The organism is Qipengyuania pacifica (genome assembly GCF_019711555.1).
Lineage (GTDB): Bacteria > Pseudomonadota > Alphaproteobacteria > Sphingomonadales > Sphingomonadaceae > Qipengyuania > Qipengyuania pacifica.
In genome coordinates, this window is sequence record NZ_JAIGNQ010000002.1 from 151,436 (window position 1) to 166,603 (window position 15,168).

Annotated in this window: 10 protein-coding genes and 1 tRNA gene; 4 read left to right on the forward strand and 7 right to left on the reverse strand. The window is 58.6% G+C overall.

Going from position 1 to position 15,168, the window contains the following annotated elements; genetic code table 11:
• Nucleotides 1-48 precede the first annotated feature (48 nt).
• The 3 genes from yghU to K3177_RS05980 all read left to right on the forward strand — a co-directional run bounded on the left by yghU (nucleotide 49) and on the right by K3177_RS05980 (nucleotide 2,711).
• Nucleotides 49-900 carry a glutathione-dependent disulfide-bond oxidoreductase gene (yghU, locus tag K3177_RS05970; protein ID WP_221597560.1) on the forward strand — a complete coding sequence of 284 codons (852 nt, stop codon included), beginning with the start codon at nucleotides 49-51 and terminating at the stop codon, nucleotides 898-900.
• A gap of 163 nt (nucleotides 901-1,063) precedes the next feature.
• Nucleotides 1,064-1,138, forward strand: a tRNA-Gln gene (locus K3177_RS05975).
• 67 nt (nucleotides 1,139-1,205) lie between these two features.
• A complete protein-coding gene (locus tag K3177_RS05980; protein WP_221597561.1) occupies nucleotides 1,206-2,711 on the forward strand; it encodes an acetyl-CoA acetyltransferase in 1,506 nt (501 codons plus the stop codon).
• Here the strand turns inward: K3177_RS05980 and moaC are convergent, their stop codons facing one another.
• The 3 genes from moaC to K3177_RS05995 form a co-directional block, all read right to left on the reverse strand.
• Nucleotides 2,712-3,188 (reverse strand): cyclic pyranopterin monophosphate synthase MoaC, encoded by a 477-nt coding sequence (gene moaC, locus K3177_RS05985; RefSeq protein ID WP_221597562.1) that lies wholly within the window; start codon nucleotides 3,186-3,188, stop codon nucleotides 2,712-2,714. It abuts the gene before it with no gap.
• A gap of 86 nt (nucleotides 3,189-3,274) precedes the next feature.
• On the reverse strand, nucleotides 3,275-3,706 hold the full coding sequence (locus tag K3177_RS05990) for a MerC domain-containing protein (protein ID WP_221597563.1): 432 nt from the start codon (nucleotides 3,704-3,706) through the stop codon (nucleotides 3,275-3,277).
• Between the two features lie 57 nt (nucleotides 3,707-3,763).
• Complete coding sequence (locus K3177_RS05995; protein WP_221597564.1) at nucleotides 3,764-5,959, reverse strand: TonB-dependent receptor; 2,196 nt, start codon at nucleotides 5,957-5,959, stop codon at nucleotides 3,764-3,766.
• Nucleotides 5,960-6,611: 652 nt separating this feature from the next.
• On the opposite strand from K3177_RS05995, the gene K3177_RS06000 reads away from it, so the two are divergent.
• Nucleotides 6,612-7,922, forward strand: coding sequence for a UDP-glucose dehydrogenase family protein (locus tag K3177_RS06000; RefSeq protein WP_221597565.1), 1,311 nt, complete (start codon nucleotides 6,612-6,614; stop codon nucleotides 7,920-7,922).
• A 7-nt stretch (nucleotides 7,923-7,929) separates the two neighbouring features.
• On the opposite strand, the gene K3177_RS06005 is transcribed toward K3177_RS06000, so the two are convergent.
• The 4 genes from K3177_RS06005 to K3177_RS06020 form a co-directional block, all read right to left on the reverse strand.
• Nucleotides 7,930-11,352 (reverse strand): error-prone DNA polymerase, encoded by a 3,423-nt coding sequence (locus tag K3177_RS06005; protein ID WP_221597566.1) that lies wholly within the window; start codon nucleotides 11,350-11,352, stop codon nucleotides 7,930-7,932.
• On the reverse strand, nucleotides 11,352-12,899 hold the full coding sequence (locus tag K3177_RS06010) for a DUF6504 family protein (protein WP_221597567.1): 1,548 nt from the start codon (nucleotides 12,897-12,899) through the stop codon (nucleotides 11,352-11,354). The genes K3177_RS06005 and K3177_RS06010 overlap by 1 nt, the downstream gene beginning before the upstream one ends.
• Nucleotides 12,820-13,533 carry an ImuA family protein gene (locus K3177_RS06015; RefSeq protein ID WP_221597568.1) on the reverse strand — a complete coding sequence of 238 codons (714 nt, stop codon included), beginning with the start codon at nucleotides 13,531-13,533 and terminating at the stop codon, nucleotides 12,820-12,822. The genes K3177_RS06010 and K3177_RS06015 overlap by 80 nt, the downstream gene beginning before the upstream one ends.
• Before the next feature lie 342 nt (nucleotides 13,534-13,875).
• A complete protein-coding gene (locus tag K3177_RS06020) occupies nucleotides 13,876-14,904 on the reverse strand; it encodes a mannose-1-phosphate guanylyltransferase (RefSeq protein WP_221597569.1) in 1,029 nt (342 codons plus the stop codon).
• Between the last annotated feature and the right edge of the window lie 264 nt (nucleotides 14,905-15,168).

The window sequence follows — 15,168 nt, forward strand, 5'->3', positions numbered from 1 at the left end:
TGCGGTGAACCGAAGGCTGGCTTAGCCATCGCATCACAGGAGAACACAATGGCTGATCCCACCTATACCCCGCCCGAAGTCTGGGCACCCGACACCGAGAATGGCGGGCGCTTCGCCAGCATCAATCGACCGACGGCGGGTGCCCGGGAAGACAAGGAACTTCCCGTCGGCGAACATGATTTCCAACTTTACTCGCTGGCGACGCCCAACGGCGTGAAAGCTGGCATCATGCTCGAGGAATTGTTGGAAGCGGGTCATTCCGGTGCGGAATACGACGCCTGGACGATAAGCATTTCGGATGGTGATCAGTTCGGATCAGGTTTTGTCGACCTCAACCCCAACTCCAAGATCCCCACGTTGCTTGATCGCAGCGGACCGGAACCGATCCGAGTTTTTGAGAGCGGCGCAATCCTGCTTCATCTCGCTGAGAAATTCGGCGCCTTCCTTCCGGCTGACACCACCCGTGCAGAAGTGCTGAGCTGGCTGTTCTGGCAGGTCGGCAGCGCCCCGTTCATCGGTGGCGGTTTCGGCCACTTCTACGCCTACGCACCCGAAAAGTTCGAATATCCGATCAACCGCTACGCTATGGAAACGAAACGCCTGTTCGATGTTGCCAACAAGCGGCTGTCCCAAAGCGAATATCTTGGCGGCAAGAACTACACGATCGCCGACATTTCAAGCTGGCCGTGGTTGTCCCCCTTCGTCACTGGCGGCATTTACGGCGAAGCGCGCAAATTCCTCTCGATCCATGAGTACACCCATGTCGAGCGGTGGGTAAAGCAGATCGCCGAAAGACCAGCCGTGCGCCGTGGGCGCATCGTCAACAAGACCTGGGGTGAAGAAAACGAACAGCTGAGCGAACGGCATTCGTCCAGCGATTTCGACGGCAAGAATATCTAGGCAGCGGCAAGCGTCGCCGCCTGAGGGCGCAAATGTCCTCTCCTCCAAGTAATCAAGGAGAGGGCATTTGCCCGATATCCAGCCGCGGCTCTGGCACCCTCATCATTTCCACATCCCACCCCTTCCCTTCCGCGCACGACACGCTATAGGGGCGCGCACCTGCTGGGGTGTAGCCAAGTGGTAAGGCATCGGTTTTTGGTACCGACATTCGCAGGTTCGATCCCTGCCACCCCAGCCAGCTCTCCCACCTTCCAGTTGCAGCCACCAGATTGCTTGCTAGGCATGGCAGCAGGTGGAGCGCTTTTATGACCGGACAGGACCCCGAAACTACGCCCGTAATTATCGGTGTTGGCCAGATCAATGATCGGCCCGAGACGCCGGCCGATGGTCTCGATCCAGTGGGTCTAATGACGCGCGCCCTGCGCCGCGCAGATGCAGATGCGGGCGGCGGCGTTTTGGTCGATTGCGATTCCCTTTCCGTGGTTGCCCAACTCGCTTGGCCTCAGCTCAATCCGGTCGACGCGAAGGTTGCGAAGGAACTCGGGATCGACCCGGCTCACCGGATGCAGACCGCACTGCCCAATGGCGACAGCCCCATCCTGCTCCTGCACGAGGCCGCAAATCGTATTGGTCGCGGAGAAGCGAAAATCTGTGCGATTGCTGGCGGAGAAGCGTTGCGAACAGCCGGCCATCTCGCCGCTTTGAAGAAGCCGGAGGGGGGCGAAAAACCCAACGCGCTTCGCGATGCGAGCCATCGGGTCCGGCATGGTTATCCGCAGAGCTACGGCCTTGTCGTACCCACGGATGTCTATCCGCTTTACGAAAACGCCGGGCGGGCGTCCTATTGCCAGAGCCTGGCAGAAGGGCAGGCAGAAACCGGTGCGATTTGGGCCGTTATGAGCGAGGTGGCTGCGGCGAGTGATGGGGCATGGATACGCAAGCCGGTAAAGGCTGAGGCTGTCGTTGAGCCCAGCGAGAATAATCGGCCCATCGCCTTTCCCTATACGAAGCTCCAGGTGGCCAATTCCTCGGTCAATCAGGGCGCAGCTTTTATTGTAACGTCTCTAGCGGAAGCGCGAAGGCGCGGCATTCCGGATGAGCGGCTCGTCCATATCGGCTATGGTGCGGCTGCACACGAAAGCGGTAACTTCCTTGCTCGCGACCGCTATGACTACTCACCCAGCCTGGCGACCTCGATCGAACGGGCGATGGCGTTGAACGAGATCGGCACGAACGACCTTGCTCATGTAGAACTTTACAGCTGCTTCCCCTGTGTTCCGAAGATGGCACGCAGGGTGCTGGATTGGCCGATCGAAAAACCAGTTACGGTGTTTGGCGGCCTGACGTTCGGTGGAGGACCGATTGGGAACTATATGAGCCATGCTGTGGTCGCCATGGCTGAAAAGCTACGCGGGACCGACGGTCGAGGTTTACTGTTCGCCAATGGTGGATATGCCACCCACAATCACACCATCATGCTGTCGGGCGAGCCGACGGGCGCCCTATTCCCGCAAGATTTCGATTATCAGACCGAAGCCGACGACAGACGCGGCGAAGTTCCGCCCATCGACGAAGATTATGCGGGCCCCGCCGTTATAGAGACTTACACGGTGAACTATGACCGCGCCGGCTCTCCAAAATCCGGCGTGATCGTGGCACTCACGCCGAATGGATCACGTACCTTGGCCAAGGTTCCTGCCGATGACGGCGAAACCATCGCGTTTCTCACCGATGGTCGATGCGAACCGGTAGGAGCGAGCGGCAATATCGAACGTCGTCGCGATGGTCTTGCACTCTGGCAGCGCAGTTGATCACGCGCGTTGCCAATCGCCGGACCTGCCGCCTTCTTTCGCAGTCACGCGGATTCCACCGATCGTCATATCCTTGTCGACCGCTTTCAGCATGTCGAACAATGTGAGGCACGCGACGGATACCGCCGTTAGCGCTTCCATTTCGGCACCGGTCCGTCCCTCTGTTCGCACCGTTGCCGCGACTGCGAAACCCGGCAATGTGTCGTCGGCAGTAATTGTAATATCGACCTGCGAAAGCGGTATCTGATGACACAGGGGGATGAGGTCGGCCGTTCGTTTGGCTGCCATGACACCTGCCAATTCGGCCGTGCCGATGACGTTTCCCTTGGGAACCTTGCTTTCTTTCAGCAAATCGAGCGTAAGCAACTGGCACGTCACAATCCCGGTTGCTGACGCCTTGCGGGCTGTAACCGGCTTGTCGCCAACATCGACCATTCGTGCGCGCCCATGTTTATCGATATGCGACAGATCGGCCATTCGTTCGCTTTCAGTAAGTGAATTATCGGAGGGCTTGCAGCAGCTAATTGCGTCCCTGTCGAGGCCTGCCTACATTGACTGCGAGCTTACTGGCGTAACTCCCCTTCGTGGCACGAACGCCTTCCACGCCAATTGAGGATATGCGCTGCCGCCAGCAGCGCGGCGCCGATACTCGTCACGAACGGTTCAAGGGGAGATCCCTCGATGAGAAGGGCGCTGGCCATAATGGCAAGTCCTGCCATCCCAAGAAGAAACGGCCCTTTTCTACCTTCGCAAAGAGCATGACGCCACAGGGCAAAGACCGACAGAGGCAATGCCGCAAGCAGTATCCAGAGATGCACGCTTTCCGGCCAGGACAACCAGTCCGAAAGCGCGGGCAGCCACGCGATGATAAGTGGCAAGGCGAGACAATGAATCAGGCAGAGCGCGGATCCGGCAATCGCTATTCCATCGAGCAGATTGCGATGTGGAGAATTGCTGAATTGCATCCGGTCTCTTCTTTTGAGGAATGTCTGCATGGAAAGGAAAGCCGACGCCCGTGATCTGGGCGTCGGCGTGCGCGGTTTCGCGCGGATTTACAGGCTCAAACGAGCGGTCAGTTTGAAATTCCGGCCGGGCAGAGGCACGAATTCCTTCGTGAAACTCGTATGGCGCCGACCTTCGACATCGAAGATATTGTCCACTTGCGCGAGGATGGTCAGGTTGTCCGCCCCCTCGAATGGATGCCACGCGACAGAGGCATTTACGAAGGTATACCCATCCGTCGGCGCTTCGTGTTCCGACACGCGGTCCTGCTTATCGAACCATTCGACCTCTGCGCGGACATCGACGTGTTCGAACTGACCTTCGAGCGCACCGGAAAGGCTCAGGGGCGGAATGCGGGGGACCGGAGAACCATCGGCCAGAGTGGCCCTGACATAGTCGCCGCGAACATCCGCAAGCAGCTTGAAGTCATTGGTTTCGAAAACGGGCATGCTCGCCTCGGCTTCTATGCCGAACTGATCCGCATTCTGCTGCAGAAACTGAAACACCTCCAGCCCGTCTTCTTCCGCACCCGTATCGGAAAGAAAAATGAAGTCGTTGAACCAGTTCCTGTAGACGCTCGCACTCAGAAGAGCTGGGCCAAGGTTACCGCGGACGTAGCCTTCCACGCCCCACGAGCGTTCAGTTCCTAGAGTAGGACTGCCAATTTCGAACTGTTGCGTTGCGACGTGTGGACCCTCGGCGAACAGTTCCTGCGCGGAAGGCGCACGTTCTGCCCGCGAGAGATTGACCCCTGCTCGCAGATCGCCCGCCGCGCCATCCGTAAGGGTATAGGATGCGCCGATTGCTCCGGAAAACGTATCGAAATCGCGGGATACACCGATCGAATCCGAAGCATCCACACCGGTGTGCTCATAGCGAGCACCGAGTTCCACTTCGAACCTGTCGAAATCGAGCTCCTGCACCGTGAACAAGGCAAAACTATCGGTCGTGTTGCTGGGCACGAAAGCTTCTTCGCCGATGGCGGAGAAATTGGTATGCGAGTATTGACCGCCGAGCGAACCCTGAAGATTTCCACGGCGCGATTGAACAAGCTCCACGCGGCCTTCGACGCCCTCGACATCGAACACGGTTCCTACCTCGTCTCCTTCAAACTCGGTGTGGGTATAATCGCTGTATCCCCACCGGGTCCGCAGTTCGTTGAAGAAGCCGTCGCCAAGATCCAGCACGCCTTTCAGATCGGCGCGGTACCGCTTCATGCCGATTGAAACGGGCCCTTCCTCGCCGTGCGCGTGATCATCATCCTCTTCTTCGTGATCGTGATCGTGATCATGATCACCTTCATGCACGTGTCCGACGCCTGGCAGGCCCGGTATGCCGTAATTCGTGTCATAGTAATCGAAAGATACGCCAAGGCTGCTGTTGCCCGAGAAATAGGCAAGCCCTGTTCCCAGAGTGTAGGTTTCCGTCCAGCTATTCGGCAAAGTTCCGCGTGCGTTCGCCCCCTCCCGTAGTTCCTCCGCCTCATCGAGATGACCTTCGGCCTCCTCTTCCGCAGCAGATTCCAGGAGTTGGGCGCGAAGGCGATCGGTTGCTACATATCCGGGAATCTCGAGATTATCGGTGTTGCGATACGATCCATCCACATGGAATGCGAGATTGTCGCCAACAGGCACGTCGACCGAAAGGCCGCCTTCGCGCCGGTTGCTGACAGTATCGAAGCCGGCCATTGCGTCGACATGTACGGGCTCATCCGGGACGCGTGGCGGAATTCGCTTTGTGATGACGTTTACAGCGCCGCCGATCGCTTGGCTTCCATATAGCAGCACTGCAGGCCCGCGAAGTACCTCGATGCGTTCGGCGATCAAGGGCTCCACGGTAACGGCGTGGTCATCAGATGTACTCGAAGCGTCGATGGCACCGATGCCGTCCGTCAGAACTCGGACGCGCTCACCGCCGAAACCTCTTAGTACGGGACGCGAAACACCAGGCGCAAAACCGCTCGCCGAAACACCTGGAAGCTTGGCCAGAACCTCACCTAATTGCCCGTTCTGGTTGCGCTGAAGCTCCATTCCATCGACGACGGAGGTGCCTGCCAGAACATCGAGGCGATCAAGCCCCGGTGCTGTAACTACGATCACGTTATGAAAATCGTCTCCACCCCTTTCGGTGGACGTCCTCGTCGCGGCTTCCGGCTCCTGCTGATCGGAAGATGAGGCTTCTTGAGCGACAGCCGCATAGGGGATGAGAGCGGCGGCTGCGGCGCAGGTCAGTAAAGTAAAACGCATTCAAATAACTCCGGTAAAGTTGGGGACCGACGAACGACGCGGCTGCAGCCAAAAGCAGGCGCGCGGTGCGAATAGCCGGTTATTTTACATGGAGTTACTGAGGTGGGGCACGCCCCAACCATCCGACAGGCGGCGTAGGTAAACGAAACTCGCCAATCGGCAGCCAGCGCGACCAATGCTCTTTCGTTTCCACTGCAGAGAACAGTATTGCAGGGGGCAGTAGATAGGTGCCCGACTGTCCCGTCTCCCGGCAAATCGCGCAGCTATCCTGGGCGGCGTATCGGCTGTCGTCGTCCCGTTCTTTCTGTATCGGCGCGACAATGGCACTTTGCATGCGCGCGGTGACTTCGACGGCTTCGTGGAAATGGGTTTGGACGATGAAACTCTGCGCTAATACGAAAAGCGCGAGCAACGCACACCAAAGGTGAGATGGCGAGCGGGGTCCACCGCGCGCTAAGCCTCGACCTTTAGCGTGACAATATATCATGCCGCGCTCTTAGCTGATCCGATTGCTTATGCAAAGGGCTTGTGAGCAAAGGAGTCTCGGCCTGTGATAAGGCTGTTGTGCTGTATATGTAAGCAGGGCATTGCGCGGGAAATTGGTCAGGATCTTGAAGGGCCGGCAGGTTACAGCTTCGAGCAAGGTGAGAATATGAAGATTGCAATGGTGGGCTCGGGTTATGTGGGCCTGGTTTCAGGAGCATGTTTTGCCGATTTCGGTCACGACGTGGTTTGCATCGACAAGGACCAGTCGAAGATCGATCGTCTGAATGACGGTGTCATGCCGATTTATGAGCCGGGTCTCGCCGATCTGGTAACGTCGAACGCGAAGGCCGGGCGCCTGACATTCACTGCAAGTCTGGCCGAAGGGATCAAGGGCGCCAACGCCATCTTCATCGCTGTCGGCACTCCTAGCCGGCGCGGCGATGGTCATGCGGACCTTTCCTTCGTTTACGCCGTGGCCGAGGAGATTGGCGAGCATCTGGCTGGCGACGCCGTGGTCGTGACCAAATCCACCGTACCCGTCGGCACTGGGGACGAGGTTGAGCGGATTCTCAAGAACAGCGGGACACCGCACCGCATCGCGGTAGTTTCCAATCCTGAGTTCCTGCGCGAGGGTGCGGCAATTGGCGATTTCAAACGCCCCGACCGTATTGTGATTGGTGCAGAAGACAATTTCGGGCGCGAAATCATGAGTGAAGTCTACCGCCCCTTGTTCCTCAATGAATCGCCGATCCTTTTCACGGGGCGCCGCACGAGCGAACTCATCAAATATGCGGCGAATGCATTCCTTGCCACCAAGATCACTTTCATCAACGAAATGGCCGATCTGTGCGAGAAAGTTGGCGCGAATGTGCAGGACGTGAGCCGTGGCATTGGAATGGATAATCGCATCGGTTCGAAATTCCTTCACGCTGGCCCCGGCTATGGCGGATCATGTTTCCCGAAAGATACGCTCGCGCTGCTCAAGACGGCGGAGGATTACGACAGCCCCACCCGGATCGTTGAGTCGGTGGTCAAGGCGAACGAGAGCCGCAAGCGCGCGATGGGCCGCAAGGTGCTCGACGCGATTGGCGGGTTGAACGACGCGCGTGGGAAAAAGGTCGCTCTCCTGGGCCTGACCTTCAAACCGAACACCGATGACATGCGGGATTCGCCAGCGATCGCGGTTGCGCAGACCCTCACCGACGCGGGCGTGCATGTGGCAGCATATGACCCGGAAGGCATGGAACAGGCCAAACCGCTGATGCCAGAGGTGGAAATGGTCACAGACCCGTATGCCGCTATTGCAGACGCCGATGCCATCGCAATCGTTACCGAATGGGATGCATTCCGCGCGCTCGATCTGAAGCGCGTCATGGATTTGGCGAAATCGCCGGTCATGGTCGACTTACGCAACATCTACAGGCCGGCTGATATGCGCGACATGGGATTTGCCTACACCAGCATCGGCCGCGGTTGATCACCGGCTAGTGAAAATCGCGGCTGTTGGGCAGGATGCGGACGTTGCGGGGATGCGACGGCCGCGGCGCACGCAACGCTCCTCTTGCTTGGTGAGATGCACTATCGGCATTCCCCGGACCGGGTGATATCTCGACCTTGCGCTTTGCCGCGCTCATGGTTCGCAAGGGCCGATTAACTTCGTCGGCTCGCGACATCTGGGGTGCGATCAGGTCATCACTCAATTCGGTTAATCGCCAGGTCGCATCGTCTATATGCGATACAATGACGTGGAGCACCTCGTCGTCCATCTCTACCCTGCCGGTAACCTCCATCAGTCGCGCACTCATTATGACCTTGCGATATCGCTCCATCACATCCGGCCACACCACGAGGTTCACAACCCCCGTCTCATCCTCCAAGGTGATGAAACACACCCCTTTGGCGCTGCCGGGGCGTTGGCGGATCAGCACGACACCGGCCACCTTCACCCGGCTACGGAAATTTTTCCGACGCAGATCGGCGTTTGCGGTAACCCCGCGATCATGCATCCCGTTGCGTAAAAATTGCATGGGATGCGCTTTCAGGCTCAATCGGGCGGTCTGGTAATCGGCTACGACATGTTCGGATAATGGCATCAGCGGCAACATATGATGCGCGATTTCCGCCCCTTCGTCGCGAACAGCGGTCGCAGTGAACAAAGGCAGATCGTCTACCGATTTGAGTGCGCGCGCATCCCACAACGCCTGTCGCCGATCGAGCCCCATGGAGCGAAACGCGTCCGCGGCAGCAAGCCTTTCGATAACGCCGGGCGAAAGCTTCGTACGCTCCCGCAGTTCGACAACACTATCGTACGGACCTCCTGCATCGCGTGCCGCAACCAGCCGCGCGGCCGATACCTCCGTCAGTCCGTCGATCTGGCGAAACCCCAACCGCATGGGTGGTTGAGATTTATCTTCCCACTGCTCGAGTGTGTTGTCCCAGTGGCTTTCGTTGACATCAACCGCATGTACTTCCACGCCATGCTCTTGCGCATCGCGTACGATTTGCGCAGGGGCATAAAAACCCATCGGCTGTGAATTGAGCAATGCACAGGCAAACGCAGCCGGATAATGGCATTTCATCCAGCTTGAAATGTAGACGAGATGGGCAAAACTGGCCGCATGGCTTTCCGGAAACCCATATTCTCCAAAACCGCGTATCTGGTTGAAGCAGCGCTCTGAAAAGTCCGGGTCATAGCCACGAGCGATCATCCGACCGACCATCTTGTCCTGTAATTCATCGACCATGCCGCGGCTGCGGAAGGTCGCCATCGCCTTGCGAAGCTGATTTGCCTCGGTGCTGGAAAATTTTGCGGCATCAAGCGCGATTTTCATCGCTTGCTCTTGGAAAATCGGCACGCCCAAAGTGCGATCGAGAATCGATGAGAGTTCATTCGGCGGGCCATGAAGGGGGGATGGCTTTGGGATGACCACGGCTTCGTCCTTCCGCCGCCGTTTGAGATAGGGATGTACCATATCCCCCTGGATCGGGCCGGGACGTACGATCGCCACCTGAATGACGAGATCGTAAAACTGGCGCGGCTTCAAGCGCGGCAACATGTTCATCTGCGCGCGGCTTTCCACCTGGAAGACGCCCAGGCTGTCCCCCTTCACCAGCATGTCGTAAACACGGGCATCTTCGCGCGGGACGGTCGCCAGCGTCAGATCACGATCATGATGATCGCGCAGCAGGTCGAAACCCTTTTGCAGACAGGTCAGCATCCCCAGCGCCAGAACGTCGATCTTCAGAATGCCCAGGGCGTCTATATCGTCTTTGTCCCATTCGATGAAACTGCGATCCGGCATGGCACCATTGCCGATTGGCACGGTTTCGACCAGCGGGCCCTGGGTGAGGATGAAACCGCCTACGTGCTGCGAAAGATGGCGCGGCATGCCAATCATCTGCTCAGTCAGCTTCAGAACACGGCGCAAGTGGGGATCACGCATATCAAGCCCGGCTTCTTGCGCATGCTTTTCTGCAATTTCTCGCCCATAGCTGCCCCAGACGGTCCGCGCGAGCACGCTCGTGGTATCTTCGGACAGTCCCATAACCTTACCGACTTCGCGAATGGCCATACGCGGACGGTAATGAATTACTGTTGCGCACAGCCCGGCGCGGTGACGACCGTAGCGATCATAAATATGCTGAATGACCTCCTCGCGCCGTTCGTGTTCGAAATCGACGTCTATGTCCGGTGGCTCCTTGCGCTCTTCGGAGATGAAGCGGTCGAACAGCAATTCGTGCTCGTCCGGGTCGACAGCCGTAATGCCAAGACAGTAGCAGACGGCGGAGTTTGCCGCGCTGCCGCGTCCCTGGCACAGGATCGGCGGATCCCGGGTCCGCGCAAAATCGACGATGTCCCTGATGGTCAGGAAGTAGCGTGCGATGCCGAGCCTACGGATCAAATTGAGCTCATAATCGATCAGGCGTGTTACCTTGGCCGGAACACCACGAGGGTAACGGGCCTGTGCGCCCTGCCGGGCCAGTTCGGCAAGATACGCATCCGGCGAACGGCCCTTGGGGATCGGCTCGTCCGGGTATTCATAACACAGTTCCTCAAGGTCGAATGTACTCGCATCGGCCACGTCACGTGCCGCGGCAATGGCATGGGGCCATTCGGCAAACAGGTGGACCATTTCTTCCGGCGGTTTGAGGTGACGTTCCGCATTTGCCTCAAGCAAAAGGCCCGCACCATCGATCGTCGTCTTTTCGCGGATGCAGGTCATCACATCCTGCAAGGGCCGCCGGTCGCGGGCGTGATAGTGCACGTCATTGGTGGCAAGGATGGTAAGGCCGGTGCTTCGCGCCAGCGTATCGAGCTGGTTGATACGCGCAATGTCGTCGCCAGAGTAGAGATAGGCGGCGGCAAGATGCCGGAGTGTCGGCAGCTGTACGGCAAGCTTGCGCAATTCAGCCATAAACCGCTCGTCGAGAACGTCCGGGGGGATAAGGATCAGCTGTATGCCTTCTGCGTGGTCGGCCAGCATTGCGAGATCGATATGCGTCTCGCCCTTGTCCTGCCATTTCCCTTCCAGAGTCTGCATCTTGCCCCTGGACAGCAGCGAGGTAAGCCGTCCGTAGGCGGCGCGGTCGGTCGGATAGGCGAGAAAATGCCAGCCCTCAACAGTCACGATCCGGCATCCGATAACCGGACGCATCCGGGCCGTCTTGGCTTCGGTATGGATGCGCACCACCCCCGCCAGCGTATTGCGATCGGCGATGCCGATGGCATCGTACCCTTGCGCGAATGCGGTCAGGACCAGATCCACCGCATCGGACGCGCCGCGTAGAAATGAGAAGCAGCTGGTGATCCCCAGCTCGACGAATTGCGCACGGGGGTTGCCGACGAATTCCTTGTCGGAAAAGCGAGCAAGCGTTCGGCGGTCAGGGGTGAGCGGCTGATCGGGCATCAGGCGAAAAATCCATGCAGATACCAGTCGGGCGGCCCACCTCGCCCGTCACCGATCAGGCCATTGCGATAGATCCAGTAACGGCGCCCGGCCTCGTCCTCGATCCGGTAATAATCACGCAATCGCGCATTCGCCCGCTGTCTCCACCACTCGGGTGCTATCCGCTCCGGCCCTTCCGCCTTTACAATAACGTGCAGCCCGCCGCGCCAGCGAAAGCGCCGGGGCAGACCTTCGGGAGTGGCATAGATGACACTGATCGGCTCGGCACGGGCCAGCAGCTTGAGCGGGCGCTGGTTGAAACCGAGATCATATTGCATTGCGGCGCTCGTTTCGCCGGGCGCTGCCACCCGCTGTGAGCGTTCAGGCCAATGGCTGCTACGCGGAACAAATTGTGCTACCCTGTCCCTGCCCAAGCGCGTAACCAGCCTGTCGATCAGAACCGGTAGCGCCGTGCCGCTGGTATCGGGCTTGTCGAGCGTATCCTGTGCGCCATCCAGCGGCTCGGTCCATATTGCAGTCAATCTGATCTGATCGATGCCGAACCCGGCTTCAACGTCGTCCAGCCGCTGTGCGAACAGACGAATGATATGATCGGGATCGCGTGACGGCGAAGCCAGCTCGAGCGTTCGGTACATATCTTCGCCATCCACCCGCCACAGACGCAGCGATAGTCTGCGCACGCCATGTTTGGCCTGTTCCAGGATACGCATGAGGTCATGCGTAATATCGCCCACGATATGCTGCAGCGGCTCAAGGTGAAGGATCGGCTCGGCAAGTCGGCGCTCTGCCCCGAATGGTGGGTGCTCGATAAGCGGGACGAGCGGCTCATGCTTACGCCCCAGCACCTGATCGAGCCTGACCAGGGGATTGGCTTCGGCGGAACGACGATTGCGGAAGCGCCGGACGAGACTTTCACGCGGAACTTCCATCAAGTCGCCAACGGTTTTCAGCCCGAGCCGGGCCAGCAACAGTCTGGTTTCCGAATTGAACCGCAGGGCAGCAACAGGCAGAGGCGCAAGCGCTTCAGGCAGATCGTCCGGCATGGTGATGGCCGAACGATTCTCGGCATAGTGGGAAAGCGCCCAGGCGGCTCCGCTATTGGGCGCACAGGCGATACGGCATTGATAACCTTGCCTCAGAAAAAACGTTTCAATCCTCGTCAGCATCGGACCGTCGCCACCAAACAGATGTGCACTGCCCGAACTATCGAGCAATATGCCATCGTAACCGTCCACCATGCTCCAGGGGCCCCAGCGCTGCGTTGCAAGCGCCAGCTTTCCCAACGTGCGCTGGTTGCCTTCGTGATCGAATGGAATGGCCACCAGTTCGGGTGCCAGCATTCGCGCATCGGCCAGGCGCATGCCGGACTGCGCACCAGCAGCCATGGCCATCCGGCTGACGGCATCGATGACGGGACCATGCGCCGTGTCGCTCACCAGCACGATGGGCTGTCGCAGATCGTCTTCCTCACCCTGTTGCGCGGTAATCCGGCTCCACCGGTCGATCGCGAAGGTCGGGAACCACAACGAGACTATGATCCGGTTCATGCGAGCCCACGCCATGTTCGAGCCAAAACTGCCCGGGCCTCAGGCCGCGTCCGCGAAACAATTCGGCGCGCACGCGCGGCACGCCGGGTGCCATACTGTTCCAGCGGTGCAATGCCGAAGGCGCAGCGGTAACCCGCCAGCGCAATCGGGCAGCCGAAAGATTCGCAAAGCCTTCCCGGCGCAACAGGTAAAGCATCACGCCATTGCGTTCCGCCGTCAGCACGAGCCGACGGATAGCCGTGAAATCGAGCACCTTGGGATCGCCCACGATCTCGCCGATGACGAAGGACAGCTCGCCGCATCTTACGCCTTCTTCCATTGCCCATAAGGCATCGGCCGCACCGCCTGCCTCGACATGAATGAAGCCGCTGCGCAACAGTGGCGGCAGGCCATGAAGAAACGGGCGCCCCGAAGATCGGGTGCTGCGAGCATCCTGAACCCACAGCCACCGCCAGCCTTCGCCGCCGGCAGCACAATGTTTCTGAGCGAAAGCAAGTGCCAGCGCGTCACCGGCGACATCGTCCATGCTGCCGAAGATTTCCCACATGGAATGCGGAAGCTGCAGATCAGGGGACCATTCGTCTGCGCCATTCCCCAGGGCAACGGGAAGTTCCGAAGCACGCAGAGCGTCCACTCTCCCAGCCAGAGGAGTGTTTTGAGGCGGTGAGATATTCTGAGCATGTGACATCAAGTGGATACGAATCGGCCTAACCAATGTTCCACTTATGTTCTCACCGATCCATCATTCGATCAAGAGCGATATTCCAGATGTGCGCTGTCGATTGCCTTGGCCCGACATCCCGAACAAGACGCCAACCACAGAGCTTATAAGCAGGATCTATCGATCATAAGGCATGGACCGTCGAGAAAAGACGGACCCAAGTGCCTCACCCAATTATACGCTCGTTATAAGTGGGATAGTCGGCGATCTTCAAAAAGATTCACGGGAAAAAATCCGCTCAATCGCAAGGGGGCATTACTGATTTTTTGCACCCGCCAGATTGCCCACTTTTTGCGCCCCAGCATCGCTCGTCACCAGTATTTCGCCGTTCGAAACGACAATAGTGACATTCTCCAGCCCAACGACCGATACGCGCGGGCCGTCGCTTTCAACCATCACATTGCGGCAATCGATCAATTCCGCCGAACTCGGCGCGACATTCCCATTGTCATCGCTGGCGCATGCTTCACGCAGCGCAACCCAGTTGCCGATGTCCGACCACCCCATATCAACCGGCACCACCGCGGCCCTGTCGGTATTCTCCATCACTGCATAGTCGATGCTTTCGCCGCTGACCTTGGAAAACGCCCCCGCATCCGGATGAAAGTGACCGCCTTCGTCGCGGCCACTGAGAACCGCCTGCTCGACCAAGGCGGCAATTTGCGGTCGATGCGACGCCAGTTCTTCGATAAATTTCCCTGCGACGAACGCGAACAAACCCCCATTCCAGCGGTAATCGCCTTGCGCGAGAAAAGACCTAGCTGTCGCGAGGTCCGGCTTTTCCACGAACCGTTCTACACGGTAGGAACGATCACCAAGCCGTGCGCCGCATTTGATATATCCAAATCCGGTTTCCGGCTTCCTCGCCTCGATACCGAAAGCGACGAGCCAGCCATCGCTCGCCAGCGACGCTGCGCTCGTGGCCGCATCGGTAAACGCCTGTAAATCGGCAATGTGATGATCGCTCGGGCAAACGAGCATTATGGCGTCTTTCGGCAGCCGATATGCCGCCAGCGCGATCGCTGCTGCAGTATTCTTCGCTTCCGGTTCGACGATGATTGCAGTGCCGGGGGCGGACTGCGCTTCGACATGTTCGACATGTTCTACACCTGTAACCACGATCGGGCGGGCAAACACCTCGGGATCGGCACAGCGATGAAGTGTCGCTTCGAAAAGCGTTCTCTCGCCAACAAGCGGCAGGAAGGGTTTCGGCATCGCCTTCCGGCTTCGCGGCCAGAGCCGAGTGCCGCTTCCGCCACATAGAATTACCGGAACAATAGTCATGCGTCGCCTAGTTAGATCTGATCATTCAGGTGATTGGAAGTGCCCGCAAACCCTATGCTGCGATGGTTACTATCGAGTTTAGAAACCGTCAGGGCAAGGCTCTGAGCATGCAGACAACGTCCAGCCAAAGCATTTTTATCGCCTGGTCCCACGCCAGATGGGTTGCACATGGAGCAAGCCCGGCCTTCTCCGCGCTAGCAACCGAAGTCTATCCTGCCCCCTCCCTTGCCCTCTCCCCGCGCTCTGCTATGGCGCGCGCAACCT

Coding starts and splice junctions, on each gene's coding strand:
- yghU (WP_221597560.1), top strand. CDS start 49: ATGGCTGATCCCACCTATACCCCGCCCGAAGTCTGGGCACCCGACACC.
- K3177_RS05980 (WP_221597561.1), top strand. CDS start 1,206: ATGACCGGACAGGACCCCGAAACTACGCCCGTAATTATCGGTGTTGGC.
- moaC (WP_221597562.1), bottom strand. CDS start 3,188: ATGGCCGATCTGTCGCATATCGATAAACATGGGCGCGCACGAATGGTC.
- K3177_RS05990 (WP_221597563.1), bottom strand. CDS start 3,706: ATGCAGACATTCCTCAAAAGAAGAGACCGGATGCAATTCAGCAATTCT.
- K3177_RS05995 (WP_221597564.1), bottom strand. CDS start 5,959: ATGCGTTTTACTTTACTGACCTGCGCCGCAGCCGCCGCTCTCATCCCC.
- K3177_RS06000 (WP_221597565.1), top strand. CDS start 6,612: ATGAAGATTGCAATGGTGGGCTCGGGTTATGTGGGCCTGGTTTCAGGA.
- K3177_RS06005 (WP_221597566.1), bottom strand. CDS start 11,352: ATGCCCGATCAGCCGCTCACCCCTGACCGCCGAACGCTTGCTCGCTTT.
- K3177_RS06010 (WP_221597567.1), bottom strand. CDS start 12,899: ATGAACCGGATCATAGTCTCGTTGTGGTTCCCGACCTTCGCGATCGAC.
- K3177_RS06020 (WP_221597569.1), bottom strand. CDS start 14,904: ATGACTATTGTTCCGGTAATTCTATGTGGCGGAAGCGGCACTCGGCTC.